We start from the raw sequence: 25,122 nt of genomic DNA, 5'->3' as shown, positions 1-25,122 counted from the left end.
GAATGACTCCACCGGGGGTTCAGCGCGACTCTTCGCTTCGCCATCCTATCGGTCGTATTCCCGAGCGGCAACCGCCCGCGAGTGCCTGTCTACTCTGTATCTCTCCGGTATTTCTGCACAATTCTAGACTGGACACCGCGCCGCGCGAGCGTTGGCAGCCCCAGGTGCTGTGCTACCCTGGAAGGGCTGGTCGCGGGCCCCCCCGTGCCCCCTCCCCCTTTGTCGAGGTCTCATGAAGATGTCCGTGCGAGCCGCCTTCCTCGTGTCCACCGCGCTGTTGCTCGGGGGATGCAAGGTCAGCAGCGAGATTGGCAAGCCGTGCACCCTGGTCCGGAAGGCGCTGCCCGAGGAGAACTCGCCGACCAAGACCATGCCCGTGCTGGAGAGCGAAGTGGCGGACCGCCAGGACTTCATCTCCTTCGGCTCGCTGGAGTGCGAGGACCTCATCTGTGTGCGGGATCAGGACTACCCCCGCGCGCGCACTCCGGAGGGCGAGGTGGACCTGACGGCGGCGGCGATGGGCTACTGCAGCAAGCCCTGCGTCGAGGGCTCCAACGCGTGCGAGGTGAAGGACACGTCCGACGTGGAGCCGAACCTCCCGGGCCGGATGACCTGCCGTTCGCTGCTGCTGGACCAGGACACGCTCGACGCGCTGCGTTCCGCGGATGAGGGCTTCTACCGACGGACCTTCGGCGAGAACAACTCGCCCTTCTTCTGCGCCGGGAACATCTGACGCGCGGGCTGGGTGACACTTTCGTGCGCGGGGGGTAGACCTTTTCCCCGGGTTGATTCGTAAAGGCAGGGCCCGCGTCGTCCGCGCAAGGAGCCCTGCCTCATGAATCGAACGGTCCTCTTCCTGTCCCTGGCCGGTGGCCTGGCCCTCACCGCCCTGGTGTTGGGCCTGCCCCAGGTGACCCGCCCGAGGACGGATCCCGTCGTCGAGGTGAAGACGCCGCCTCCGACGCCTCGCCTCCCCGTGCAAGGCACGCCTGGCTCGCTGACGATGACGAGCCGCCTGTCGCATCCGTATGTGCCCGCGGGCAGCTCGGAGGTCTTCGCGACGGTGGACCTGATGGGCGCTGAAGTCCCCGGGTCCAAGCGCCGCCCGGTGAACCTGGCGCTGGTCATCGACCGCTCGGGTTCGATGAGCGGCTACAAGCTGGCGCAGGCGAAGCAGGCCGCGCGGCACCTGGTGGGGCTGCTGCGGGACGAGGACCGGCTGGCCATCGTCCACTACGGCTCGGACGTGAAGAGCCTGCCGTCGGCGCAGGCCACGGCCGCGCAGCGCGAGCGGATGCTCCAGTACGTGGACGGCATCTGGGATGACGGCGGCACCAACATCTCCGCGGGACTGTCCGCGGGCCGCTACCAGCTGTCCACCGCGCAGGAGGGCTTCGGCGTCAACCGGCTCATCCTCTTGAGCGACGGGCAGCCCACCGAGGGCACCACCGACGACGAGGGCCTGACGCGGCAGGTGCGCGAGCTGCGCGCCACGGGAATCACGGTGAGCGCCATCGGCGTGGGCACCGACTTCAACGAGGACCTGATGCAGGGCTTCGCCGAGTACGGCGCGGGTGCCTACGGCTACCTCGAGGACGCGGGCCAGCTGGCCGCGCTCTTCCAGAAGGACCTCCAGCAGGCCTCCACCACGGTGGCGCGGGACGTGACGCTGACCTTCACGCTGCCCACGGGCACGGTGCTGGGCGAGGTGCTGGGTTACAACGCGCGGCAGTCCGGCAACCAGGTGATGGTGTCGCTGCCGAACTTCTCCGCCGGCCAGTTGGAGCGCGTCGTGGTGCGCCTGTCGACGACGGGCGAAACGGTGGGCCAGACGGTGCGGGTGACGGACCTGACGCTCAACTACACCGACCTCATCCGCAACGTGGGCGTGGAGAACGGCGCCGCGCTGTCCGCGGTGGTGACGGACCGGCAGGAGGAGATTGTCGCGAAGCAGGACAAGGACGCCACGGTGTACGCGGTGCGGGCGCGCAGCGCGGTGAATCTCAAGAAGGCCGCCGAGGCCCTGAGCGAGGGCCGCCGCGAGGAGGCCAAGGGCTACATCCAGCAGAACCAGGTGATGTTCAACGAGGCGAGCGCGGTGGCGAGCCCGGCGGCGGTGGCCTCGGACCTGGCCGAGCAGCAGGCCACGCTGGACGAGTACGAGAGCGCCGGCAGCGACGAAGAAGTCCGCTCCGCCGCGAAGAAGTCCAAGGTGAAGGCCCTGCGCGGATTCGGCAAGGTGGGCTCCACGTACTGACCTCGAGGTGCGCGCGTCTCACGCGGGCTCGACACACCACCCCGCTTCCGCACGGTGCTCCAAGGCGCCGGACGGAGGCGGGGTGTTTCATTTCAGGCGGCGTCTAGTAGCAGAGATACGAATCCATCCAGTACGCGTGATGATCCGAGGGCTCCGCGAAGGGCACGGAGATCTTGTTGGCGTAGCGGCCCATCGGCGACCAGATGAACCTCAGGGCGGAGGTCGGCGGCACGCAGAGGTAGTTGTCATCCCACCCTGTCGACGCGGGCTCCGAGGGCATGTAGATGCGGGTGCAGCGCATGCCGGAGATCGGCCCGCCCATGCTCCAGCGCAGGCCGACGTCGCGGTTGGCGCACAGGAAGTTGTCGTTCCACGTGCCCGCCGTATCCGACGGCTCCAGGAGGGCCGTACACGCCTTCCCTGGGATGGCCCCGGCGGAGGAGAACTGAAGCCCCACCGGCACCTCGTGGTAGCAGAGGTAGTTGTCGTCCCAGGTGTAGGGGTCTTCCGCCTCCAGCAACTGGGTGCAGAGCCGGCCCGGGAGCGGACCCGCTTCTGAATAGATGAACATCGCCTCCGCCTCCGGGGGCACGCACAGGTAGTTGTCGTGCCACGCGTTCGCCGCCGGCTCCGTGGTCTCGTGAATCTGGGTGCAGCGCAGGCCTGATATCGGCCCGCTCATGCTCCAGCGCAGGCCGATGTCCTTGTTGGTGCAGAGGTAGTTGTCCCCCCACCCGCCCGCGAGGTCGGCCAGCTCGTTCATCAGCGTGCAGCTCATCCCGGCGATGGGGCCCGACGCGCTGAAGGACAGCACCAGGGGAGCTTCCAGGCAGAGATAGTTGTACTCCCACCCATGAGGGTCCTCGGGCTCCTTGAAGTTGACGCACTCCTTGCCCAGCAGAGGTCCCTCACTGGACCAGGTGATGGTGAGCGGCGAGTCGTGGGGGATGCACAGGAATTTCTCGTCCCACCGGCTCGCGAAGCGCTCCCGGCGCTCGTTGACGATGGTGCAACGCATCTCGGGCCTGGGGACGCCCGTCGAGCCATCGTGCCAGACGAAGCCAAGGTCCGTCGGCGAGCACAGGTAATTGTTGCTCCAGCCATACGGGTCCTCGGGCACGGAGATGGCGACGCAGTGCATCCCCGGGATGGGGCCGCTCGCGCTGAAGACCACCCCATGGAAGCTCGTGAACACAGAGGATGTGTCGAGGGGCGAGCCCACCGACAGCACCGCGCCCTCCGCGTGCGCGGGCGGTTCGGTGTCGTCGCCCAAGGCCTGACAACCCATGCCCCCCAAGACACAGAGAAGTCCGAGAACGAACGCTCGATGAACAACGACACGATGGATGGGGATTTGCATCGGAATAATCTGACATAACTGAATTGCAAGTAGCCAGCCGGGCACGCGGGCGCGCGGGGTGACTTCCAGGTTGACCGTCGGAATCGCCCGGCCCTATCTCCGCGTTCCTCCCGCCTTCGGCTGGAGGCACGAAAGCGTGGACCGAATGGCGAGCGGCAACACCCCTTGGGTCGGGGTCATCATGGGCGGCAAGAGCGACCTCGAGTACCTGCAGCCGGGCATCGACGTGCTGAAGGAGCTGGGCATCCCCCACGAGGTGCGGGTGGTCTCCGCGCATCGCACGCCGGACTGGATGATGGAGTACGCGTCCACCGCCGAGTCGCGGGGCCTGTCACTCATCATCGCCGCCGCGGGTGGCGCGGCGCACCTGCCGGGCATGGTGTCCGCGAAGACGCTGCTGCCCGTCATTGGTGTGCCCATGCCCACCACGCTGCTCAACGGCATCGACGCGCTGCTCTCCATCGTCCAGATGCCCAAGGGCGTGCCCGTGGGGACGCAGGCCATCGGCAAACCGGGCGCGGCCAACGCCGCCCTGCACGCCGCGGCCATCCTGGCGCTGAAGTACCCGGAGGTGCGTGAGCGGCTGGCCGCATGGCGCAAGGCGCGCACCGACGAGGTCATGGCGCACCGGGAGCTGTCATGAGCCCTCGCGTGGTGCTCCCCGGGGGAACGATTGGCATCCTCGGCGGGGGGCAGCTCGGGCGGATGATGGCGCTGTCCGCGCGCACGCTCGGCTTCCAGGTGCAGGCGTTGGATCCGGACGCGACGTGCCCCGCGCGCAACGTCGTTGACCGCTGCCTCACCGCGTCCTTCGCGGACATCGCCGCCGCCGAGGAGCTGGCGAAGGGCTGCGACACCGTGACGCTCGAAATCGAGAAGGTGCCGCTGGCCACGCTGGAGGCGGTGGCCCGCCACACGCCCATGCGTCCGGGCGCGTCCGTGCTGCATGTCATCCAGCATCGCGGTCGACAGAAGGGCTGGCTCGCCAAGGGCGGCTTCCCCGTGGGGCCGTGGCGCGAGGCACACTCGGCGGACGAGCTGGCCCAGGCCATCCAGGCGCTGGGAGGCCGGTGCTTCGTGAAGTCCAGCGAGGGCGGCTACGACGGTCGCGGTCAGGTGGAGGTGAAGACGCCCGCCGAGGCCCCCGCCGCGTGGCGCGAGCTGGGTGAGCGCTCCGTCGTGGTGGAAGCCGCGCTGGACCTCCAGTCGGAGCTGTCCGTGCTCGTCGCTCGCAGCCCGAAGGGAGAGCTGGCGGTGTATCCGCCCGCCTTCAACCACCACGAGGAGCGCATCCTCGCGTGGTCGCTGCTGCCGGGCCCGCTGCCGGCCCGAGTCGCCGAGCGCGCCACGGAGCTGGCACGCGACATCACCCAGGCGCTTCAAGTGGAGGGCCTGCTGGTGCTGGAGCTGTTCCTGCTGCGCGACGGCACCGTGCTGGTGAACGAGCTGGCGCCGCGTCCACACAACAGCTTCCACTCGACTGAAGTCGCCTGCCTCACCTCGCAGTTCGAGCAGGCGGTGCGCGCGGCGTGCAACCTGCCCCTGGGCTCGGTGGAGGTGGTGCGTCCGGCGGCCATCGTCAACCTGCTGGGAGACTTGTGGCTGCGCGAAGGCGGTCCCCGGTTCGAGGACGCGTTGGCGCTGCCCGGCGTGCGGCTGCACCTGTACGGCAAGCGCGACGCGCGCAAGGGCCGGAAGATGGGGCACCTGTCCGCGGTGGGCACCACGCCCGAGGACGCGCTCGCGCGAGTGAAGGCGGCGGCCGCGGTGCTCGGAGTCTGAGGCCATGAAGACGAACGCCGCGCGGCTGCTCGACTCGTTGGGCGTGAAGTACTCGCTGCGCGACTACGAGGTGGACCCGGAGGACCTCTCCGCGGAGTCGGTGGCCGCCAAGGTGGGCATGCCTCCGGAGCAGGTCTTCAAGACGCTCGTCGCGCGCGGCGACCGCACCGGCGTGCTGATGGCGGTGGTGCCCGGCAACGCGGAGCTGGACCTCAAGGCGCTGGCGCGATTGAGCGGAGACCGCAAGGTGGACACCGTGCCGCTCAAGGAGCTCCAGCCCCTCACCGGCTACGTGCGCGGCGGCTGCACGGCCATCGGCGGCAAGAAGGACTATCCCGTCTACGTCGACGAGACGCTGGAGCTGTTCGACGAGGTGGCCGTTTCAGCGGGCGTGCGCGGCACGCAGCTGGTGCTGGCGCCGTCCGACTACCTGCGGGTGACGAAGGCGAAGGTCGGCCCCATCTCGCGCGACAAGGCCTGAGCGGCCTTCACACCGTCGACCCCTGCTCGGGCATGAAGAGCACCTTGCCGGACGTCATGTCCGCCGAGGCGATGCGCACCGCCTCCCCCGCGGACTCGAGCGGCAGTCGCGCGCGCACGGGCGTCTCCAGCTCGCGTCCCACCAGCGACGGCACGCCCATCAGCGCCTTGAGCTGCTCGCGGCCAAAGCCCCGGCGCGCCCACTCCGAGAGCGCGAAGCCGTCCACCGTCTTGCGCCCGAAGATGACGTCGCCCGGGTCGAAGCGGCACTCCTGCTCCGACAGCGCGCCATACACCGTCACGCGTCCGCCCTCGGGCAGCGCGCTCAACAACTGGCCCGTCAGCCGCCCCGCCACCGCGTCGAAGGCGAGCGACACCTTGAGCTGGTGACACATGAGGCGCAGCCGCTCCTGGAACTCCGGCTCGTCGCTGCTCAACACGTGCTCCGCGCCCAGCCCGCGCAACAGCTCCACCTGCTCCGCGCGCCGCACCACGTGCACCATGGGCACGCCCCGCCGTCGCGCGAGCGCACCCAGCATCCGCCCCACGCTGCTCGCCGCGCCCGTCTGCGCCAGCGCCGCGTGCTCGCCTTCCTTGGCGCGCTCCATCAGCACCCACGCGGTGAAGGGATTGACGAAGAGGCTGGCGCCCTGTTCGAAGGTGATGTGGGCGCGCAGGGGGATGCACTGCTGGAGCGGCACCACCGCGTACTCGGCCCACAGGCCGTCTCCACCCACGGGCGCGACACACGCCACGCGGCGCCCCACCAGGAGCTGCCCGGCCAGACCGCCCGCGGCCACCACCGTGCCGCTGCCCTCGAAGCCCGGCACCGTCGGCAGCTCGTTGCGCAGCCCGTACTGGCCCCGTACGAACTGGAGGTCCGCCGGGTTGATGGGCGACGCCGCCATCCGCACCAGCACCTGCTTCGTGGTGGGCCGGGGCACGGCGCGGCGCTCCACCTGGAGGGACTCCGGCCGCCCGTCATAGGCCTTGAGGACCAGCGCTCGCATCACCACGGGGACAGGGGGGGCTTTCATCCGGCAGACCTTTTAATTCGGCCGCGCGTGAAAGGGGGAGCCCCTTGGCCTCCCTCCGGGTTCGGAGCGTCGATGAACGCCACCATTTTGCAGTTGCACCACCGAGAAGCCTTTGAGCGCACCGTCACGCGTGCCCTCGCCGCGGGGGCCGGCGCGGGCCTGCTCCAGCTCATCACCGCGAGAATCGGCCTGCCACTTCCCCTGGCCTGGCTGGTGCCCGCGGCGGTGGTGCTGGCCTGTGCGCAGGGGGACCGGTGGGACCGCATCCTCCTGGGGGGGCTGGGAGTGGTGCTGACGGCGGTGCCGTATGCGCTGGGGATGGCGCCCGCGTGGACGGTGGCGTGCAGCGCGGCGGCGGCGGGCTCGTTGCTGGTGCGCGCGCGGCTGAGCGAGAAGGGCGTGGAGGGACAGGTGGCGGAGGCTCGCCCCACCCTCGTGCACCTGGGGCTCGGCGCGCTCCTGGGCGCGGGGCTCACCCTGGGCGGCGTGGAGATTGCCCGCGTGTTCTCCGCGCGGCTGGCGGACCTGGCCACGCCCGCGCTGCTCGCGGCGGGCGCGACGGGCGCGATTCTTGGGCTCTTCGTGGGACTGAGCTCGGTGGCCGCGCACCTGGCCCTCACGGCGGACCCCGTGGAGGCGCGCGCCGAGGAGCTGATTCCCCGACTGGCCGGGGACTTCCGGACGCAGTGCGAGCGCGCGCTCGCGCTGTATCGCCAGTGTGGACAGTCGCTCGCGCTGTTGCCGCGAGAGCCCGCGCGCGAGGAGCTGGCCCGCACGTTGGCGCGCATCACCCGTGACGCGGTGGAGCTGGCCTCCGAGTGGGCCGGTGTGGAGGCGCAGCTCGAGGAGCGCGCACAGGCCGAGCTTCAAGCCGAGCGCGAGGAGCTGGAGCGTGGCGCGAAGGCCACCACGGATGCGGTGGCACGGCGGCAGCTGGAAGCGGCGGCGGCCTCTCTCGCGGAGGAGGTCGAGCGGCTGGGCGAGTTGAAGCTGCGTCGTGAGCGAATCCTCGCGAGGCTGCGCGCGGAAGTCGCCCTGCTGGAGCGCGCGCGCGTGGCGCTGCTGTCGCTGCGCAGCGGGCAGGCTCAGCTCAAGGCCGCGGAGCTGTCATCGCTCGCACGTCGCTTCCGCGCGCTGTCATCGGTGCAGTGGGAAGAAGGTCGGAGCCTGGACGCGGTGGCCACCCAGGCGACCCTGGCCCAGGTCCCCGAGCCCATCGCGCCCGTCCAACCCCCTGAGGAGTCGCCTTCCACGGAGGGCGAGATTTCTCGAATTCGTGTCCCATGAGCGGGATTCCCCGGATGTCAGGGGCGACCAAGCCGTGGAGAGACTGTCCACTCGTACGCTTAGTAGGAGTTGTTGCGGTAGTGCGCAGGCATGAACTGTAGACGTGGGTAGCGTCAGGTAACATTTGCCCCGTCATGACCCACCCCCTCGTCCGACAGCCCGGTCTGATTCCTCTCTGGTTGTGGAACGGCTCCGAGCCCGGGGTGACTTCCGCTTTCCAACCGATCGTTGACTTGAGGGATGGCGAGGTCATCGGGCACGAGGTGCTCTCGCGCGGACAGGGAACACTCGAGTCTCCGAACGAGCTGTTCCTGCACGCGCGGGTGTCCGGCTACACGTGGGAGTTGGAGCGTGCGTGCTGGACGTCAGCGCTGCGCCGCATCGCCACGTTGCCGGAGGACCAGCGGCGCGCGCCCTTCTTCTTCAACGTGAGCCCGGACGTGTTGAGCGACCCGCGCTTCGGGGATGGCTCCACGCTGGCGCTGTTGGAGCGACACGGGCTGGGGCCTCGTCATCTGGTGCTGGAGCTGACGGAGAAGGCGGTCATCGAGGACGGGGCGCTGCTCCAGCGACTCACGCGGGAGTGCGCGGAGCTGGGCTTCGGGCTCGCGCTGGATGACTTCGGCGCGGGTCACTCCGGGCTGGTGACGTTGGTGCACTGCGTGCCGCGCTTCATCAAGCTGGACCAGGCGTTGGTGCGGGACATCCACCTGCACGACTACCGGCAGCACCTGGTGAAGTCGTTGGTGGCGTTCTCCTCCAGCGTGGATGCCATCCTCATCGCCGAGGGCGTGGAGACGTGGGAGGAGATGACGGTGCTGCTGCGGCTGGGCATCCGTCACGCGCAGGGCTATCTGCTGGCCCGTCCCGCGCCGGTGCCCGGCCGTCCCACGGAGGCGTTCGAGACGCGACGTCGCGAGGCGATGCGCGCGCTGCTCTTGAGTGAGCGCGCGGATGACAGCACGGTGGGCGGACTGGTGATTCGCCGCGCCACGGTGGATGCGGCGGCGCCGTCCGAGGTGGTGAACACCCTCTTCCGCGATGCGCCGCAGGTGGACCACGTGGTGGTGCTGGACGGTTCGCGGCCCAAGGCGCTGGTGACGCGCCGAAGCCTCGCGTCGGGGGCAGGGACGCGGGAGGTCCCGCTGGTGGTCGAGGACCAGATGGCGGTGACGGCGCTCGTCGGGCTGGCGATGGCGCGTACGCCGGAGGCCGTCTACGACCCGGTGGTGGTGACGGACGCCCAGGGCGAATTCCTGGGCACCGTGACGATGAAGCAGTTGATGCTGCGCGCCAGCGAGTTCGTGGAGCGCCACTCGGCGAAGTAGGCCCGCCTCATTCCCACGCGAGGTGGAGTCGACCGTCCTCGAAGATGAGGCCCGCGTCCTCCAGTCCCGTGGAGCCATTCTCCACCCGCGGCAGCACGTTCCTCGGAGGCGCGAGCAGCGTGTCGCGGCCCTTCGTGAACCCCTGCTCGCGGACCAGCACCATGTACGCGCGGCCCAGCGCCACGGCGCGCTCACGCGACGGCGTCAACAGCCACGCGAGGTCCTTGTCGCCTCCAATCGCGGCACGACGCACGGACTTCTCATCCACCGTGCCGCTCGGGAAGAAGCGCGTGAGCAGCTCCTCGTTCGCGCGGAACTCGTCGCCCCCCTTCACTCGCTCGAAATACGTCAGCACCTCCGGCTTCGCGTGGCCCGCCTGCGGCACATCGCGGATGCCGCGCAGGTCTTGATGGCGCCACCCTTCCCCGCCCGGCACCTTGCGCGGGAAGCCGAAGGTCTGGTCCACCGTCACGCCCAGGTTGGTGTGACAGCCCATGCAGAACGCGTGTTCCTCCAGCGTCTGCACGCGCAGGCGGCCCTTCCCGTCCTCGATGAAGCCCTGGAGGCGCCAGCCGAACTCGTTGATGAGCCCCAGCTCGGGCGTGCCCGGAAACGCGGGCAGCCGGTTGCGCATCTTCTTCTCCTGCTCCGCCGCGTAGAAGGCCATCACCTGTTCGCCCGTGTACTCCTCGTCCTTGCGCGAGTAGCGGACCTCCTTCATGCGCGCCGACAACAACGTGGGCGCGTCCGGGTCCACGTACCTCACGGTGTGGAGGAACTCGACGCCGCGCGGGTAGAAGTCCCTGCGCACGGCGACCTTCGCGGCGCCCCCCGCGTACGTCTTCGGCAGGCCGCGCACCTCCTCTACACCCGCCATGAGCTCACCGTCCCCATTCACGTCCACGCCGCCCGAGCGCTCGTCCACCGGCTCCACCCGTCGCCGCGCTCCCGTCGCCTCGAGCAGCGCGGGGTCCACCGTCATCGCGGCTTCGAGGATGGCGAGGTTGAGCCGGTACACGTCCCGCGAGAGCCTTCCGTCGGCGTCGCGTCGGAACGCGTCGGGGAGCCGGATGAAGATGTCGTCCGTGTTTCCATTCGTCGGCCAGAAGGTGCCGAGGAACGGCTTGTAGCGGACCGCGCGCCAGCCGCTTCCGTCGAGCGCGAAGCCCTCCGCGTCGAAGCCTCGCGCGAGGTCCAGGTCCGGCACCCATCCCTTGAAACCTCCAGGACGCTGGAGCAGCGACTCACGCAGGGGCGCGTAGTTGTCCTCGCGGATGTACTCGAGCACCTCGTCATCGGAGATGTCCGCCAGCGCGGCGGTGCGATCCGCGAAGAGGTTGCTCCACTGATTCAGCAGACCCACGTCGCTGAAGGCGTAGTCGGCCTGCAGCGACTCGTCGTCCATGACGTTGAAGCCGACGCCGCCGGTGTGACACGTCCAGCAGGGGTTCGAGATGCCCTCCGTCTTCGTGTAGCACATGGACGGAATGGGAGCCTCGCGGTTGGCCACGGTGCTCCCGCTCGCCAGGGCTTGCGCGAGCGGGTCGAAGGGAGGCTCGGGGACGCGAGGCGCGGCGCGCTGTCGCCACACGACTCCCGCGGAGGCAAAGAGACTTCCCAGCGCGAGGCCCAGGGCGAGGACGGCCCTGGCGCCTCCCTTCGACATGATGGACATGAGGTGGCGTTCTCCTGGAAGGGCGCGCGACTACGGCCAGACGCTGTAGCTGTCCTCGCCCGGGTGCTGGACGCTGACGAACAGGGTCTTCATGTCCGGGCTGAACGCGGGGCCGGTGGCCTCCGCGTCGCTCGGCATGGACAACACGCGGAAGGCCTTGCGGAAGTACGCGCTCTCCCGATGCGCCGGGTTCTGGTTCAGGTAGTAGATGCCGTCGGCCACCTTGTTGACGCCGAAGTTGCCGTCGGTGCCGAACCAGACGCCGCCGTCACGGTCGATGGCGATGTTGTCCGGCTTGGCCGCGGAGAACTCGGGCGTGACGCTCGTCGCCGCCGTCTCGCCCTTCCACACGCGGAAGAAGGTGAACGTGCGCGAGGTGCCCGGTGCCGCCGTGTTGGCCTCGCGAATGCCGAAGATGGAGCCGACGCGGTCCGTCGCGCGGTTGTCGGTGGCGGCGCGAGCCTTCGTCACCCAGATGCCCTCCGAGTTCCGCGTGGCGGTGGCGACGCGGCCCTGCTGGTCCAGCGACGTGGGGTCACCGTGCTCGGTGAAGGCCACGTACAGGAGCGGCGTGCCGCTGGGGTCCTTCGGGTTCCACTCGAGGTCCTCGGGGCGGTTGAGCTCCATGACGCCGACCTTGTTCGCCGCGGTGAACAGCAGCTTGCGCATCTGGTCGTCGTCGGTGAAGCCGCCGATGGCGTTGTAGCTGGCATCGCGCAGCGCGGTGCCCACCGTCATCGTCGGCTGTCCGAAGGCCTCGCCGTTCGGCGCGAGGTCCGCGCTGTCCAGGCTCAGCGCCACCCAGCGGCCCTGTCCGGGCGCCTGCTCGGTGGGAATCGCTCCGCCCACCAGGGTGTCGCCGGTGCTGTTGTCCAGGCCCGCGAAGTGCGCGGCGTAGAGCGTGCCCTGGTCCAGCAGCGCGCGAGTCTCCGCCTTCGTCATGCCCGCGGTGTACGGACGGCTGGAGACGAACTTGAAGATGCGACCGCCGCGACGGTCATCGCCGCCGTAGATGACGATGGGCTGGCCCGCGAGCAGCTTCCAGTTCGCGTCGACGACGAAGGCCGCGTTCTCCCAGTGGGCGCGGCCCATGATGCCCAGCTTTCGGTGGCCCGCGCCGGGCTTGGACGCGTCCTTGCCGTACCAGAGGTCGGCCGGCTGGCCCGGGTCGATTTCGGTGAGGAAGCCGTAGCCGTCCTTCCGGTGCGACGAGCGCGCGTCGGAGCTGACCATGTCGCCCGACGCGGGAGCCGTGAGGTCCGGCGCGAGGGGAGCACCGGCGGCCATGCCGGGCGCGTTGGGAATCCAGTCGTTCTTCCCGGTCCACAGGCTGCCTTCCGGATCGCCGTAGACGCCCTGCACGTTCTCCTCACCGGTGAAGATGGTGCCCCACGGCGTCTGTCCGCCGGAGCAGTTGGAGTGGGTGCCGGCGACGACGCCCGCGGGCAGGTCGGCGCCGGAGTCATCGCGGTCCACGCCGGACAGCGTCACGCCGACCACCTTCGCGAGCGTCGCGCTGGAGGCGTCGTAGCGCAGGTTGCTCGCGGTGCGGTCCACGGCCCACTCGCCGGTGGCGGGGTCCTGCACCACGCGCATCCAGGTGCCGCCGACCTGCTTCTTCCATTCCTTGTTGTAGGTGGTGATGGCGTCGTCCTGCCACGAGGTGCCATCCGTGACGGTGTTGGACAGGGCGCCGCTGTTGCGCAGGAAGCGCGCGAAGTCCAGGTGCTGGCCGATGGGCGCGGTGCCGACGCGGGGCTTGGTGCCGGAGATGTACTCGTGGTTGATCCACATCCAGCCAGCGGCGCTGCTCCCGCGGAACTGGGGCGCGTTGTCCTGGGCGGACCAGCCGTCACCGAAGAACGCGATGTAGTCCACGTTGGCGCCGAAGCGCGCGCCCGTCTTGCTGAAGGTGATGGGGTCCATCCACTTGATGACCGTGGAGGAGAACAGGCCGGGCACCGTGCGAATGGAGTCGGTGGAGGCCGGAGACAGGGGGAAGACCATCGGCGTCGGCAGTGAGCCGGCGACCACCTGATTCACGCGAACCTTCACGTACTCCGCGAGGTTCGTGGCGCCGGTGCCCAGGTCTCCACGGAAGGTGAGCGCGATGACGGAGGACAGCGGCGTGCCGGCCTCGACGCCGGGCGCGCGCGTCACGGCGCCGGGGCCGGGCTGTCCTTGGGTACCGGGGCCCGCGGGGCCGGGTTCACCTTCCTCGCCGGGGGTACCATCATTACCAGGGGTGCCGGGCTGACCGTCCGAGCCATCCTGTCCATTGGAGCCGGCGGGGCCCGCGGGACCGGTGTCGCCCTCGCAGGCGGTGATGGCCAAGGTGCTACCGAGAAGCATCGCGCCGGTCGCGAGCCGCAGCAGTCGAGAAGACATGAAGCACTACCTCCAGGGGTTTCGCGTCCGCCACGTGTGGGCGCGGGCGCGAGCGCATCCTGAGGAGCCAGTGTGGCGGCAGCTTGTTCAGTGCGTCACTTCTTCATCACGTCACGCGCGCGCAACGTCACGCGCGAGCAACGGACGTGGCGCTCAGGGCACGATGCTGATGTTCGACACGCCCTCGAACTCCACCTGCGCGCCCTTGCGTACGCCCATCTTCTCCGCCCAGCCCGCTGGCACCTCCAGCACGTACTGACTGGGCGCGCCCACCGAGCGCGAATCCAGCGTCTTCGGCACCGCGCGCGACACCACTCCCGCGATGTGCAGGTCCGAGGTGATGAAGATGATGTCCAGCGAGATGAGCGTGTTGCGCATCCAGAAGCCCTGCATCTCCTGCGTCGGGAAGAGGAACAACATGCCCTTCCCCTCCGCCAGCTCCGTGCGCCACATCAACCCGCGCTGACGCGAGTCCGGCGTGGCCGCCACCTCCACCTCCACCCGATGCACCCCACCGAAGGCATCCTTGAGCCGCACGTGCGCACGCGGCAACGTCGGGCTCACATAGTCCTTCGAGGTGACGTCGGTGACGGGCGGTCGCACGGGGGCCGGAGGCGTGGAAGGCTGTCGGCCCTGCGCTTCCTGCTGGCAGGCACCCAGCAGCAACGCGAGCAGCAGGACCGTGAGCCGACGCGTCGTCTTCATGAATGCTGGGGATGCAGCGGCTTGTTGAGCAGCTTCTCGGTCAGCTCGGGCCCCAGGCTGTCGGACATGAGCCGCTCCACCACCGTCTCGAACTCCACCCGCTGCGAATCACTGCTGTAGATGAAGCGGATGCCCATACCCGGCTCGTCGCCGTCCGCCTTGGACCACACCACCTCGCCCAACAGCTCGAAGGGCGCCTCCCGGTGCGGCACCGTCAGCTTGAAGAGAAACCGCGTGCCGATGGGCAGCGGCTTCTTCGTCTTGATGAACGTGCCACCCTTGCTGATGTTCTTCGTGTAGTCCGCGAAGAACGAGTTGAGCTTCTTGTAGTCGACCTTCAGCTCGATGGGCGCGCGCCCGTGCTGGCGGTGCTCGGGACCTGTCTTCTGTTCGGACATGCGGCTGGGGAGTATAGGGGAGGCCATGGAGCAAGTCCTCACCCGTGCCCGCGCTCTGTTGCGCCGCCCGGCCGTCCTGGCCCCCCTGCTCCTGCTGGCGGGCGGCGGCTCGGCCCTCATCCTCCTCCCCCTCTTCGGAGTGCCAGGCTTCGAGTTGAGCCTCGCCCTGGCCATCGCCGTGGGCCTGCTCGGCGGGGGCCCAGGCGTCGCCGCCGCATTCCAGGAACGCCGCATCATTCTCGGCCAGGAGCCCCGGCCCCCCACCGCGGCCATCCCCCAGAGCCAAGGCGCCGCCGTGGGCCGCGCCCTGGGCACCGCTGTCCTCCTCAATATCGGCGCGCTCGTCCCCCCCTTCCTCGCCTCCACCGTCTTCGCCTGGCTGCGCACCTCGTGCGACCCCTTCGAGCTGGTGGGTTTCTATCCCATGCTCACCCTCCCCTCGGCCGTGCTGGCCTCGGCGTCGGGAGTCCTCTGCGGCTTCAAGGCCCGGCGGCCCTCCCGAGGGGTGGGCCTGCACGTGCTCCTCGTCCTGCTGTCGCTCATCCCCACCGTGTGGCCCATCATCGCGGGCCCCCAGGTCTTCGCCTTCAACCACTTCCTGGGACACCTGCCCGGCCCCCTCTATGACGAGGCCCTGGTGATGACGCCCGCGCTGGGCTGGTTCCGCCTGGAGACGCTCCTGTGGGCGTGGGTGCTGGTGGGGCTCGCCGCCGCGCTGCTGGACCTCGGAACCGGCACCCTGCGTCGCGCCGGCCTGCGTCCCTGGGCGCTGGTGCCGCTCGTGCTCCCCCTGGCCGCCATCCTCTTCCTGGAGGTGAAGGGCCCCCAACTGCGCACGCGCATGACGGACGCCTACCTGGCGGAGACCCTGGGCGGCGTGCGCGACACGGAGCACTTCCGCCTCCACTACCCCCGGGGCAAGGCGCGCGAGGACGTGGACCGGCTGGCCCGCGACATGGAGTTCCGCTGGATGCAGGTCCACCGCTTCCTCGGAGTGGCCCCCACCGAGCGCATCCGCGTGTGGCTCTACCGCAACGAGGAGGAGAAGCAGCGCCTCGTGGGCGCCGGCCGCACCCAGTACGCCAAGCCCTGGCGGTACGAGCTGCACATCCAGGACAAGCCCTTCCCGCACTCCACCCTGCACCACGAGCTGGCGCACGTCATGGCCGCCCCCGCCGGCAGCGGCCCGTTCCGCGTCACCACGCGCCTGGGACTCTGGCCCCTCATGGGCGTCATCGAGGGTTTCGCCGTAGCCGCGGACGGCCCCGCCCAGGGGGACCTCACGCTGCACCAGTGGGCCTCTGGCATGCGCCGCCAGAAGCTGGCCCCGGACATGCGCACGCTGATGGGACCACGCGGCTTCTACCAGTCCGCCCCCGCGCGCGCGTACACCGTGGCCGGCTCCTTCCTGCTGTACCTCGCGGACACCTACGGCGCGGACAAGCTGCGCGCGCTCTACGCCCACGCGGACTTCGAGGACGCCTACGGACGCCCGCTCGACGAGCTCGTCTCCGAGTGGGAGCGCTACGTGGACGCCCTGCCCCTCGACGACACGGCCATCGCCCGGGCCTTCGCGCGCTTCCGCGCCGGCAGCCTCTTCAGCCGCGCCTGCGCCCGCGAAGTCGCCCGCCTCACCGAGTCCGCGCGTGCTTCCCTCGTGGGTGACCCCGAGGACGCGCTGGAGCGCTACAACCGCGCCGCCGCGCTCCAACCCGAGGAGCCTTCCTTCCGCCTGGGCGAAGCCGCCGCGCTCTCCTCCCTGGAGCGCTACGACGAAGCCACCGCCGTGCTCTCCACGCTCGCGAGCCAGGTGAAGGCCCAGTCCGTCACGGCGGCCGAGGTCGCCATGGCCCGCGCGGACGTGGAGACCCGACGCCAGCAGCCCGAGCAGGCGCGCAAGTACCTGGACGAGGTCCTCTCCCTGGACGCCACGCCCGAGCTGACGCGCACCGCCCAGGTGAAGCTCGCCGCGCTGGACTCCACCGCGCGACGCGAGGCCATCGACGCGTACTTCCAGTCGACGCGCGAGGAGCTGCGCCTGCTGATGCTGACGCGCGCACTCCAGGCCGTGCCCCATGACGCGTACCTCAACTACCTTCTGGGCCGCCGGCTCCAGCAGGTGGGCTCGCCCGTGCTCGCCGGCGAGTATCTGCAACGTGCGCTGGCGGACGATTCGCTGCCAGAGGCCCTCCGTCGGGAGGCCCTGCGCATGAAGGTGGAGGCCTCCTACCTCGCCGGAGACTGCGGCGCGGTGCGCCACGAGGTCGGTGTCCTTCCGGACTTCGGCACCGCCTTCAAGGCCACCGCCCAGGAGTGGCAGGAGCGGTGTGATTTCGAGGAGAAGACCTTCCGGGGGCCGCTGGTGCCACGACAGGCTTTCCGCTAGCCGCGCTTTCCGCTAGGCAGGCAGCCCACACAAGGGCGACGAGCCAGGCCATCAGGAGGGAAGCGATGCGGTTCGAGACGAGGCAGCGAATCCAGGGGACGGTGGACGAGGTGGAGCGCGCGCTCCTCGACGAGCGGTACTTCGAGTTCCTCCTCAAGTACCACGGCGTGTTGTTGGAGCTGGCGCCGATTGAGGTGAAGACGGAGGGCGACCTGGTGAAGCGCAAGGTGCGCTACCGCCCCAAGCCGGTCATCGAGAGCATCGGCCCCAAGCGCGTGCCTCCCGAGTGGTTCGCCTTCATCGAGACGTCCACCTACGACAAGCGCCGCAAGGAGCTCACGTTCACCAACACGCCCACGTCGGGCACCATCTCCAAGATGCTGGTGAACACCGGCACCATGCGCTTCCGTGACTTGGGCGCCGGGCAGACCGAGCGGTCGATGGACGGCGAAATCTCCCTCAAGCTGCCCTTCCTGATGAAGCCGCTGGCGCTCATCGGCGAGAAGATCATCCAGGGCGAGGGCCTCAAGATTCTCGACAACGAGATTCCGGTGCTCAACCGGTTCATCTCCGAAGTCATCCGAAAGGGCTGAGGCACGCGGAGTGCAGGTGGGGCCCGGGGAATGGGTTGACTTCTCATCCATTGTCTTCGTAAGGCCCCGCCATGCTCATCCGCTTCCTCGCTGTCTGCGCCCTGTCCCTCCTGGCCGCCTGCGCTCCGAAGCGCATCCCCGGCACTGAAATCGACGACACCTCCGACACGCGGGCCATTTTGTCAGTGATGGAGCAGTACCGGTCTGCCATCGAGGCACGCGACGCGAACGCCATCCAGGCCCTGGTGTCCAAGGACTTCCGCGAGGACGGCGGCACGCCCGGCGACCCCGAGGATGACCTGAACGCGACCAACCTCGTGCCCTACCTGGAGGCGCTCTTCCCGCAGCTCCAGTCGCCCAAGGTGGAGATTGATGTGCGCCGCGTGCAGGTGGGCAAGGAAGTGGCCACCGCCATCTACTACTGGAAGGTGAGCTGGCGCATGCCCAGCCTCACCCCCCGCCCCCAGAAGGAGGCGGAGCTGGAGCAGATGGTGTTCCGGCTGGAAGAGGGCCACTGGCGGATCCTCTCCGGCATCTGAGTCGTCCGGGCGCTTCGGGGCGCGCGCCTTGCGCCCCGAGGGCTCACAGCCCCAGCAGCTTCGCGTAGCCCGAAGGCCCCATCGTCGACAGCGCGCGCGCTCGCGCCAGGTAGGTCCGGTAGTCCTTGCGCACCAGCTTGTCCGCCGGCAGCGGGGACAGGTGGTAGTCGCGGATGCGGCTGGCCGTGAAGCGCACCGCCCCGAAGAGCGCGTGGCCGAAGAGGTTGGCCCGCTCCACGGGCGCCAGCGGCCGGATGTCCTGGTAGCCGCGCACCAGCGCCTGGCACAGGTCGGCAAGGTACGCGCCGCCGTCGAAGCACCACGCGTTCAGGGTGATGACCAGGTCCAACCCGTAGGCCTCGCGACAGGCCATCTCGAAGTCGAAGAAGGCGCCCACGCTGCCGCCCAGCCACTTCACGTTGTCGGTGAAGAGGTCCGCGTGGATGACGCCGAGCGGCTCCAGGCCCTGGCGCTGGGACTCGGCGGTGGCGAGCAGGTGCTCCAGTTCCCCTGCAATCGCGACGAGCGTCGCGTCCGGGTTGCGCGACAGCTCCACCAGCCACCCGCGCACCACGTCCGGTGAGTACGGGTTGGCGCGCGAGCCGCCAAAGGACTGCGTGTCACGGTGCAGCTTGCCCAGCTCCGTGCCCAGCCGCTCCAGGTGCTCGGCGGTGAGGTCCGGGTGGCGCAGCTCCTCACCTGCCAGCCAGCGGAAGACGCTGACCCGCCCGCCCTCCATCTCGACGAAAGTTTCACCATCGCGGGTGGTGAGCTGCACGGGCGAGGGGAAGTGGTGCGCGGCCAGGTGGGCGAGCAGCGCGGACTCGAAGCGCAGGTCGTCCGGGGAGCGCACCGTCGTGTGGCGAACGAAGTAGCGGCCGGAGTCCGTCTCCAACCGGTGGTTGGTGTTGATGGAGCCCTGGGGGATGGGCGTCACGCTCCGCACACTCCCCAGCCCGAAGGTGTCGGCGACACGCGTGAAGACGTCGGGGGACAGCACCGTGTGGACCGCCATTGCTCACTCCTCCCATGCTCGGGGCCCGCTCCATTGACACCTGGGAGGGGCGTACCTAATAGCATCCAACTCCAGCGCGGGGAGATGGGTCCATGGGCACCGACGTTCAGGGCGACTGGAAGCGGCGCGAGAGCTGGAAGAGCGCGCTGACGCAGGTGGCCGTGGTGGCGCTGGTGCTCGCGGGCGCCGTCACCTACTTCGTCCACCGGGGCGCCGTCCGAAAGGAGACGGAGGAGCGCATGCGCGCGGCCCGCTCCGCCGCCCTCCGAGGCAACCCCGCCGACCTCGCGCGCGCCATGGCGGAGCTGGAGACGCTCTTCCAGGTGGACGCCCAGGCCCGCGACGGGCAGGCCCTGGCCGCCGACATCCAGACGGTGCTGTGGCTGGAGCACCACCAGCCCGGCGCCGACGCCAAGGCGCGTGAGTACCTCGCCCGCGCGGAGGAGCTCGACTCCCGCTCCGGCGAACGCTACAGCGCGCGCGCCCTCCACCTGCTCGCGGAGGGAAAGACGGCCGAGGCGGAGAAGTACCTCGCGGACCTTCAAACGCAGGGAGCCAACAGCCCCCGGCTGACGCTGGCCCTGGCCCTCACGCTCCAGGCGAAGGGCGACCTGCCCGGCGCGCGGCAGGCCTTCGCTCGCGCCGCGGAGGGCGCCTACCGGGACACGCGCTTCACCACCGCGTACGCGGAGGCCCTGCTCGCCGAGGGCCAGCACGCCCAGGCGGTGGAGGTCTTCGAGAAGACCACCAGCGTCAACCCGGACCACCTGATGGCGCGGCTCGGCACCGGCCTCGCGTACGTGTACCAGGGCAAGAAGCTGGAGGAGGCGCAGCGCGCGCTCACCGCCGCGTCGGAGAAGGAAGCCGAGCTGACGCCCTCGCTGCGCTCGCGACTGAGCGCGCTGAAGGCGGAGCTGGCGTTGACTCGAGGCGCGGCGGACGAGGCGCTCCAGGAGGCGGACACCGCGCTGAAGGCGGTGCCGGATGACGTCTACGCCCTCTTCGCGCGGGCGCGGGCCCTGTCGGCTCGGAAGGTCCCCGAGGCGAGAGCCGCCTTCGAGGCCGCGGTGGCGAAGCGGCGCACCGCGCCCCTGCTCTACCTGGATGGCGCGCGCAGCCTCCAGGCTTCCGGAGATGCCACCGGCGCGCTGGCCCTGCTCGACGCGTACGAGGGCACGTTCGGCGCCATCCAGGTGGCCTCCGCGGACGGCAAGAAGGTGGGCCTCTTGGAGCAGGACGGCCGCTACTGGCTGGCGCGGGGCGGGCTGCTCGAGGCCGCGGGTCGGCAGGACGACGCGCTCGGCGCCTATGACAAGGCCATCGCCGCGAAGGGCGTGGGCCTGGCGCGAGCGCAGTACGCCAAGGGCGCGCTGCTGGTGCAGCGCAAGGACTACGAGGGTGCGAAGGCGCTGCTGGCCACGGTGGCGCCGGACACGGGCGCGGGCACGCTGCCGGAGGCGTACACCGCCATGGGCGACCTGCTCTTCGCGCAGAACGCGTACGCGGCGGGCTGCCAGCACTACTACTTCGGCCTCGTGCGCGCCCGCTCACAAGGCGCGACGCGCGAGGAGCTGGCCACGCGCATCGACACCGTGAAGAAGGGCCTGGAGTCCTCGGGCCAGGGCGCCATGGCCAAGGCGTGGATGAACGAGACGGGCGTCCTGCTCCAGTAGCGCCGCTCTCGACTAGAGCAACTCCGACGCCTCCAGCGGACGATACTTGGCGCGGACCATGCGCCACTCACCGTCGGTCTCCTTCTCGAACGTGCCTTCGATGAGGTACGCGTTGAGCACGCTGTCCGCCGCCAGGTCCTTCAGGTTGTCCGCCTGGGAGCGCCCGAAGATGAAGCGGGCCTGGAAGTCGCCCTGCGAGGGCGAGACTTCGTGCACCTCCAGGTTCGTCGTGAAGATGCGGACCCACTGGCCGCGCAGCACCTGGCCCGTGAGCACGCCCCGGACCTGCCGGTTGTCCCAGCCGCCGTCCGTCTTGAAGCGCTCGGACACGCCCTCCATGACCCCGGAGATATCCTTCTGCTCCGCGGCGCGCGTCATGGTGATGACCTGCCGGGTGATGGCCTCCGGGACGCCCGGCTCCCGGCGCGGCCAGAAGAAGAGCACCGCACCGGCCGTGACGAGCGCCAGCGCCACCCCCGCCACCTTCGAACGCGACAACATCACGATGAGCTCCTCACGCCGCCTCGGTCTCGAGCACCAGCTCGTCCGCGTCGATGATCTCCAGCGGCCGGAGCGCCTCGCCAATCTGCTTCAGGCGGCGTTCCGAAAGCTGCTCCAGGTACGTGCGGATGTGAGGGAAGGCCCGGACCAGCTCGTGGAACGCGTTGCGCTCCAGGTAGGCCGCCGCCGTCTTGCGCGTGGCCGCCACGGTGGCGGACGCGCGCAGGCCCGACAGCAGTGAGATTTCCCCCGCCACGTCGCCCTCGCGCAGCACGCCCAGCGTCACCGTGCCGCCCGCCGGGTCCTCCTTCTGCACCACCAGCTCTCCGGCCAGGACGAGGAACAGGCCCGGCGAGTGCTCGCCCTCCACCAGCACCTTCTCGTTCGCCTGGAGCGCGCGGAAGGAGAAGCGCTGGAGCATCGCCCCGCGCTCGGACTCCGGCAGCGTCTGGAACATGGGCGAGGTCGCCATGAGGTTTCGCGCCATGCGCTGCTGCGCGAAGTCCGCGAGAATCTGCGGGACGGCCGGGTGACTCTTGGCCACCGCGTTGAGGTGCTCACGGCGAATCTCGAAGACCTCCGTGTCGGACACGGCGGACACCGTCGCGGTGGGAGTCGCGCCCGTCAGCAGGGCAATCTCGCCGAAGATGGAGCCGCCGCCGAGGAAGCCCAGCGTCCTCGCCTCGCCGTCCATCTGCCGCGTCACCTCGGCCTTGCCCGCGACGAGCACGTAGAGGTGGTCGGTCGGCTCGCCCTCGCGGCTCACCACCTCCTCGGGCCGCACCCGGCGCCAGGCCATGAGGACCACCAGGTCGATGAAGGCCTCGCGGTCCAGGTCGGCGAACAACGGCAGCGGGGGCCGGCTGTTGGGGTCCGCCGAGCCGCCCGGGTCCGGCGCGGCCAGCACCTCGATGGCGCGGTTGGACAGCTCCTCGCCGACGAGGCCCATCAGGTCCGTCTCCACCTTGCCGTCGTACAGCGTCTCCGGCGGCAGCGGCGGGGGCACGGCGGCGCGACCCGGGGCGCTGCGCACCGCGCGCGAGTGGACGCGAATCAACGTGTCCTTCAGGCGCCGCTCGTTGGGCGCCAGGTCCAGGGCCTGCTTGCACGCGGCCATGGCGGACAGCAGGTAGTCGCGGCGCAACAGGCCCTCCGCGCACGCGTGGTACGACGTGACGGCGCGCTCACGCTCGCCCAGCTCCGCCAGACACCGGGCCGCCATCATCCGCGAGCGGTGGTCCGCGGGGACGCGACGTACGGCCTCCGCGAACACGGCGAGGGCGCGCTCGAACTGGCGCTCCTCGATGAGGTCCATTCCGAGTTCACGCAGCGACGACTCGCTCATCCCATCCCTCCACGAACCTTCGTTGTTGAGGCAGGGCCGCTCACGGCTGCATCTCGCTCAAGTACATCTCGGCCTTGCGCTTCGTATCCGAGCCGTCGGGCGCTGTCTCGATGACAATCTTGAACTTCACCGCCGCGGACGCGGGGTCCCTGTCGCGCTCGATATATGCGCGCATGTAGAGCTCCTCCACCTTCTTCTGCAGCTCGTCCAGGCCGTCGCGGGCCCGCCGGTCCCCGGGGTTGAGCCGCAGGGCCTCGCGGAAGTTCATCCCCGCGCCCGCCAGGTCGCCCTTCTTCAGCGCGGCCTGTCCCGCCGCCAGCGCCGCCGACGCGAGCTGTTCATCCAGCGTGTTGCCCAGCGAGCCCTGGAAGCCAATCTGACGGTACAGCTCCGCCGCCCGACGCAGGGGCTTGGACGCGGACTCCAGCGCGTTGGACGCCAGCTTCTTCTGCGCGTCGTCCAGCGAGCGCTGGAACTGGGGAATGAGCGTCTTCAACTGGCGCGCCCGCTCCTTCACGTCCTTCTCCGTCTTGTACTTCTCCGTGACCCGGTCGCACTCGAGCACCGCGCGCGTGTAGTCCCCGCCATTGAAGCGGCGCTCCACGTCGGTGAAGGCCTCCTCGAGGAAGAGCTTGCGCTGCTCCTTGGCGTTCATCGCGGCGCGCTCGCGGTTGGCCCGGTCCCTGCGCGCGCCGTCCGCGGACTCCTTCGCCAGCTCCGCCTCCAGGTCCAGGAGCTTCTGCGAGTAGGCCGGCCGGTTCAGGTCCGGCACCCGCGGCAGCAGCGGCCGGGCCGCCTCCGGGTCCCGAGCCGCGAGCGCCTCCTCCATCTGCTGGATGCGATACGCGGCGTCCTTCTCCTCCAGCTCCGTCTCCAGCTTGCGGCGGATGTCGTCCATCTTGGCCGTGCCCTGCGGCGCGGCCTCCAGCTTCGCGCGAGCCTCGTCGAACTGATTGGCCGTCATCAGCGCGCGCACGTTGTCGAAGGCCTGGATGACCTCCAGTTGCTTGCTCGCCGCCCGGCCCAGGCCTTCCTCGTCCGCGCCCGGCCGCAGCTTCTCCGCCTCTTCGACGAGCCGCACCGCGTTGGCGTAGTCATCCGCCCGCACCGCCTCGCGCGCCTTCTGCATCAGGAGCTTCGCGCGATCGATGTTCGGGTCCACCGGAGGAGGCGGCGGAGGCGCCGAGGGGCTGAACAAGAGGCCCATCATCAGCAGCACCACCACGCCGCCGCCCACGCCGATGAGCAGCTTCGTCTTCGAGTTCGCCCCACCGCCCGTGACGGCGCTCCTGGGAGGCGGCCGGGGACGGGGGATGGCGATGGCGCCCTTGCCCTTGTTGTTCGTCCCCTTGTCCTGGAGGGACTCCGGCACGCGGTAGTTGGCGTTGGTCATCTCGTTCAGCCGGGGATCATTCGGATCCACGTCTGTACCCCGCGCCGCGCCCGCCGCCTTCCGGGCTTCATCCTTCTCCTTGGCGGCCTCCTCGCGCTCGCGCTTCTCCTCCGCCTCTCGCGCCTCCGCCTGGGCGCGCATCTCCTTGATCTGCTCCGCCTCGTCCACGAAGCGCAGGCGCGTCTTCCCCATGGCGATTTCGTCGCCGTGCTTGAGGAGGCACTCGTCCACGCGCTGATCATTCACCTGGGTGCCGGAGATGCTGCCCAGATCCCGCATCGCCACGCCGGCCTGGCCGTAGACAAGCTCCAGGTGCCGACGCGACACCGACTGGTCGTCGAGCACGAAGTCGCAGTCCTTGCCGCGCCCCACCACCATCCGCACGCCCTGGAAGCGCTTCTTGCGCCCCCGGTCCGGCCCGGCCAGCACCAGCATCTGCACCGGCGGGCCCGCGCGCGTGGACTCGGAGTTGTCGTCATCGTCGTCGCGGCGCGACTCTTCCTCGCGCGACTCGGGTACGGCGCCCACGCGCGTCTCGTCCGTGCGGGAGCGCGGGGGCTGCGCGTCACCGTACAGCTCCGGGTTCGCGGGGCCATCGGGGCCATCATCCCCGGAGGGAGGTGCGGCGAAATCCTCGTCGGCGGGCGACGCCTCGCGCGGAGGGCGAGCCCGGGCTGACGGCTTCGCCGATGGAGAGTCCGCCCCCGCGTCACCGCCGGAACGGCCGGCGCCAGCGCGAGGAGTGGATGGAGGACGAGCAGGCATGGGGTGGGGTCCAGGTTCGAAACGCTCGGCATCTTAAAGCGGCGCACCCACGGTGGGAATGCGACAGGCCCGCCTCTGGGGAAAGAACGGGGGCCATTGTCCGTTGCTCCGGGAGATTTCCCCTCCTATGTAGGTTTCCACACCCCCAACGCTTCACCGAGGGAGTTTCCGAATGCCCCGAGCGTCCGCGCCGACCCGACGCGCCCCTTCTTCCC

At 69.8% G+C, this 25,122-nt stretch carries 21 protein-coding genes; 11 read left to right on the top strand and 10 right to left on the bottom strand.

The window, feature by feature from the left end:
- Positions 1-232 precede the first annotated feature (232 nt).
- Positions 233-733 carry an adventurous gliding motility lipoprotein CglC gene (gene cglC / locus HUW62_RS30610; protein ID WP_163868043.1) on the top strand — a complete coding sequence of 167 codons (501 nt, stop codon included), beginning with the start codon at positions 233-235 and terminating at the stop codon, positions 731-733.
- A gap of 102 nt (positions 734-835) precedes the next feature.
- Complete coding sequence (locus HUW62_RS30605; protein ID WP_176436406.1) at positions 836-2,257, top strand: VWA domain-containing protein; 1,422 nt, start codon at positions 836-838, stop codon at positions 2,255-2,257.
- 103 nt (positions 2,258-2,360) lie between these two features.
- Here the strand turns inward: HUW62_RS30605 and HUW62_RS30600 are convergent, their stop codons facing one another.
- On the bottom strand, positions 2,361-3,545 hold the full coding sequence (locus HUW62_RS30600; protein WP_176436405.1) for a hypothetical protein: 1,185 nt from the start codon (positions 3,543-3,545) through the stop codon (positions 2,361-2,363).
- A gap of 217 nt (positions 3,546-3,762) precedes the next feature.
- Between HUW62_RS30600 and purE the strand changes: the two genes are divergently transcribed.
- The 3 genes from purE to ybaK are packed head-to-tail and all read left to right on the top strand — an operon-like array spanning position 3,763 to position 5,880.
- Entirely contained in the window at positions 3,763-4,260 is a 498-nt protein-coding gene (gene purE / locus HUW62_RS30595; RefSeq protein ID WP_141647982.1) for a 5-(carboxyamino)imidazole ribonucleotide mutase, read from the top strand.
- The gene (gene purK, locus HUW62_RS30590) at positions 4,257-5,399 is read left to right on the top strand and encodes a 5-(carboxyamino)imidazole ribonucleotide synthase (RefSeq protein WP_163868038.1); all 1,143 of its coding nucleotides are present in this window, start codon (positions 4,257-4,259) and stop codon (positions 5,397-5,399) included. Before purE ends, purK begins: the two co-directional genes overlap by 4 nt.
- A 4-nt stretch (positions 5,400-5,403) precedes the next feature.
- On the top strand, positions 5,404-5,880 hold the full coding sequence (gene ybaK / locus HUW62_RS30585) for a Cys-tRNA(Pro) deacylase (RefSeq protein ID WP_163868037.1): 477 nt from the start codon (positions 5,404-5,406) through the stop codon (positions 5,878-5,880).
- A gap of 7 nt (positions 5,881-5,887) precedes the next feature.
- Here the strand turns inward: ybaK and HUW62_RS30580 are convergent, their stop codons facing one another.
- Positions 5,888-6,916, bottom strand: a complete 1,029-nt coding sequence (locus tag HUW62_RS30580; RefSeq protein ID WP_176436404.1) for a zinc-binding dehydrogenase — start codon at positions 6,914-6,916, stop codon at positions 5,888-5,890.
- 72 nt (positions 6,917-6,988) lie between these two features.
- Between HUW62_RS30580 and HUW62_RS30575 the strand changes: the two genes are divergently transcribed.
- Positions 6,989-8,203, top strand: a complete 1,215-nt coding sequence (locus tag HUW62_RS30575; RefSeq protein ID WP_163868036.1) for a hypothetical protein — start codon at positions 6,989-6,991, stop codon at positions 8,201-8,203.
- A gap of 203 nt (positions 8,204-8,406) precedes the next feature.
- Complete coding sequence (locus HUW62_RS30570; protein WP_240356703.1) at positions 8,407-9,531, top strand: EAL domain-containing protein; 1,125 nt, start codon at positions 8,407-8,409, stop codon at positions 9,529-9,531.
- Between the two features lie 7 nt (positions 9,532-9,538).
- Here the strand turns inward: HUW62_RS30570 and HUW62_RS30565 are convergent, their stop codons facing one another.
- From HUW62_RS30565 to plpQ, 4 genes are all read right to left on the bottom strand, one after another.
- Positions 9,539-11,206: a hypothetical protein gene (locus tag HUW62_RS30565; RefSeq protein ID WP_176436403.1), complete on the bottom strand. Its 1,668-nt coding sequence runs from the start codon at positions 11,204-11,206 to the stop codon at positions 9,539-9,541.
- Between the two features lie 30 nt (positions 11,207-11,236).
- Positions 11,237-13,594: an alkaline phosphatase PhoX gene (locus tag HUW62_RS30560; RefSeq protein ID WP_176436402.1), complete on the bottom strand. Its 2,358-nt coding sequence runs from the start codon at positions 13,592-13,594 to the stop codon at positions 11,237-11,239.
- Positions 13,595-13,747: 153 nt separating this feature from the next.
- On the bottom strand, positions 13,748-14,299 hold the full coding sequence (locus HUW62_RS30555; protein ID WP_163868032.1) for a DUF192 domain-containing protein: 552 nt from the start codon (positions 14,297-14,299) through the stop codon (positions 13,748-13,750).
- Positions 14,296-14,697, bottom strand: a complete 402-nt coding sequence (gene plpQ / locus HUW62_RS30550; protein WP_163868031.1) for a motility regulator PlpA — start codon at positions 14,695-14,697, stop codon at positions 14,296-14,298. Before plpQ ends, HUW62_RS30555 begins: the two co-directional genes overlap by 4 nt.
- A 25-nt stretch (positions 14,698-14,722) precedes the next feature.
- Here plpQ and HUW62_RS30545 point away from each other — a divergent pair, with 25 nt between their 5' ends.
- The 3 genes from HUW62_RS30545 to HUW62_RS30535 all read left to right on the top strand — a co-directional run bounded on the left by HUW62_RS30545 (position 14,723) and on the right by HUW62_RS30535 (position 18,215).
- Entirely contained in the window at positions 14,723-17,083 is a 2,361-nt protein-coding gene (locus HUW62_RS30545; protein ID WP_176436401.1) for a hypothetical protein, read from the top strand.
- A gap of 65 nt (positions 17,084-17,148) precedes the next feature.
- Positions 17,149-17,676, top strand: coding sequence for a hypothetical protein (locus HUW62_RS30540; RefSeq protein WP_141647394.1), 528 nt, complete (start codon positions 17,149-17,151; stop codon positions 17,674-17,676).
- A gap of 71 nt (positions 17,677-17,747) precedes the next feature.
- Entirely contained in the window at positions 17,748-18,215 is a 468-nt protein-coding gene (locus HUW62_RS30535) for a nuclear transport factor 2 family protein (RefSeq protein WP_163868029.1), read from the top strand.
- Between the two features lie 43 nt (positions 18,216-18,258).
- On the opposite strand, the gene HUW62_RS30530 is transcribed toward HUW62_RS30535, so the two are convergent.
- Positions 18,259-19,230: a homoserine kinase gene (locus tag HUW62_RS30530; protein WP_176436400.1), complete on the bottom strand. Its 972-nt coding sequence runs from the start codon at positions 19,228-19,230 to the stop codon at positions 18,259-18,261.
- A gap of 92 nt (positions 19,231-19,322) precedes the next feature.
- On the opposite strand from HUW62_RS30530, the gene HUW62_RS30525 reads away from it, so the two are divergent.
- Complete coding sequence (locus HUW62_RS30525) at positions 19,323-20,903, top strand: tetratricopeptide repeat protein (RefSeq protein WP_176436399.1); 1,581 nt, start codon at positions 19,323-19,325, stop codon at positions 20,901-20,903.
- Positions 20,904-20,915: 12 nt separating this feature from the next.
- Here HUW62_RS30525 and HUW62_RS30520 read toward each other — a convergent pair whose 3' ends face one another.
- From HUW62_RS30520 to HUW62_RS30510, 3 genes are read right to left on the bottom strand one after another with little or no spacing between them, the layout of a single operon-like run.
- A complete protein-coding gene (locus HUW62_RS30520) occupies positions 20,916-21,410 on the bottom strand; it encodes a hypothetical protein (protein ID WP_176436407.1) in 495 nt (164 codons plus the stop codon).
- Between the two features lie 7 nt (positions 21,411-21,417).
- Positions 21,418-22,749 (bottom strand): cyclic nucleotide-binding domain-containing protein, encoded by a 1,332-nt coding sequence (locus HUW62_RS30515; protein WP_176436398.1) that lies wholly within the window; start codon positions 22,747-22,749, stop codon positions 21,418-21,420.
- A 40-nt stretch (positions 22,750-22,789) separates the two neighbouring features.
- Positions 22,790-24,907: an FHA domain-containing protein gene (locus HUW62_RS30510; protein ID WP_176436397.1), complete on the bottom strand. Its 2,118-nt coding sequence runs from the start codon at positions 24,905-24,907 to the stop codon at positions 22,790-22,792.
- Positions 24,908-25,122: the final 215 nt, after the last annotated feature.

Source organism: Myxococcus sp. AM011, assembly GCF_013372595.1.
GTDB lineage: Bacteria > Myxococcota > Myxococcia > Myxococcales > Myxococcaceae > Myxococcus > Myxococcus eversor.
Note: the sequence above shows the minus strand (reverse complement) of the source record. Positions and strands in the feature narration are given on the sequence as shown.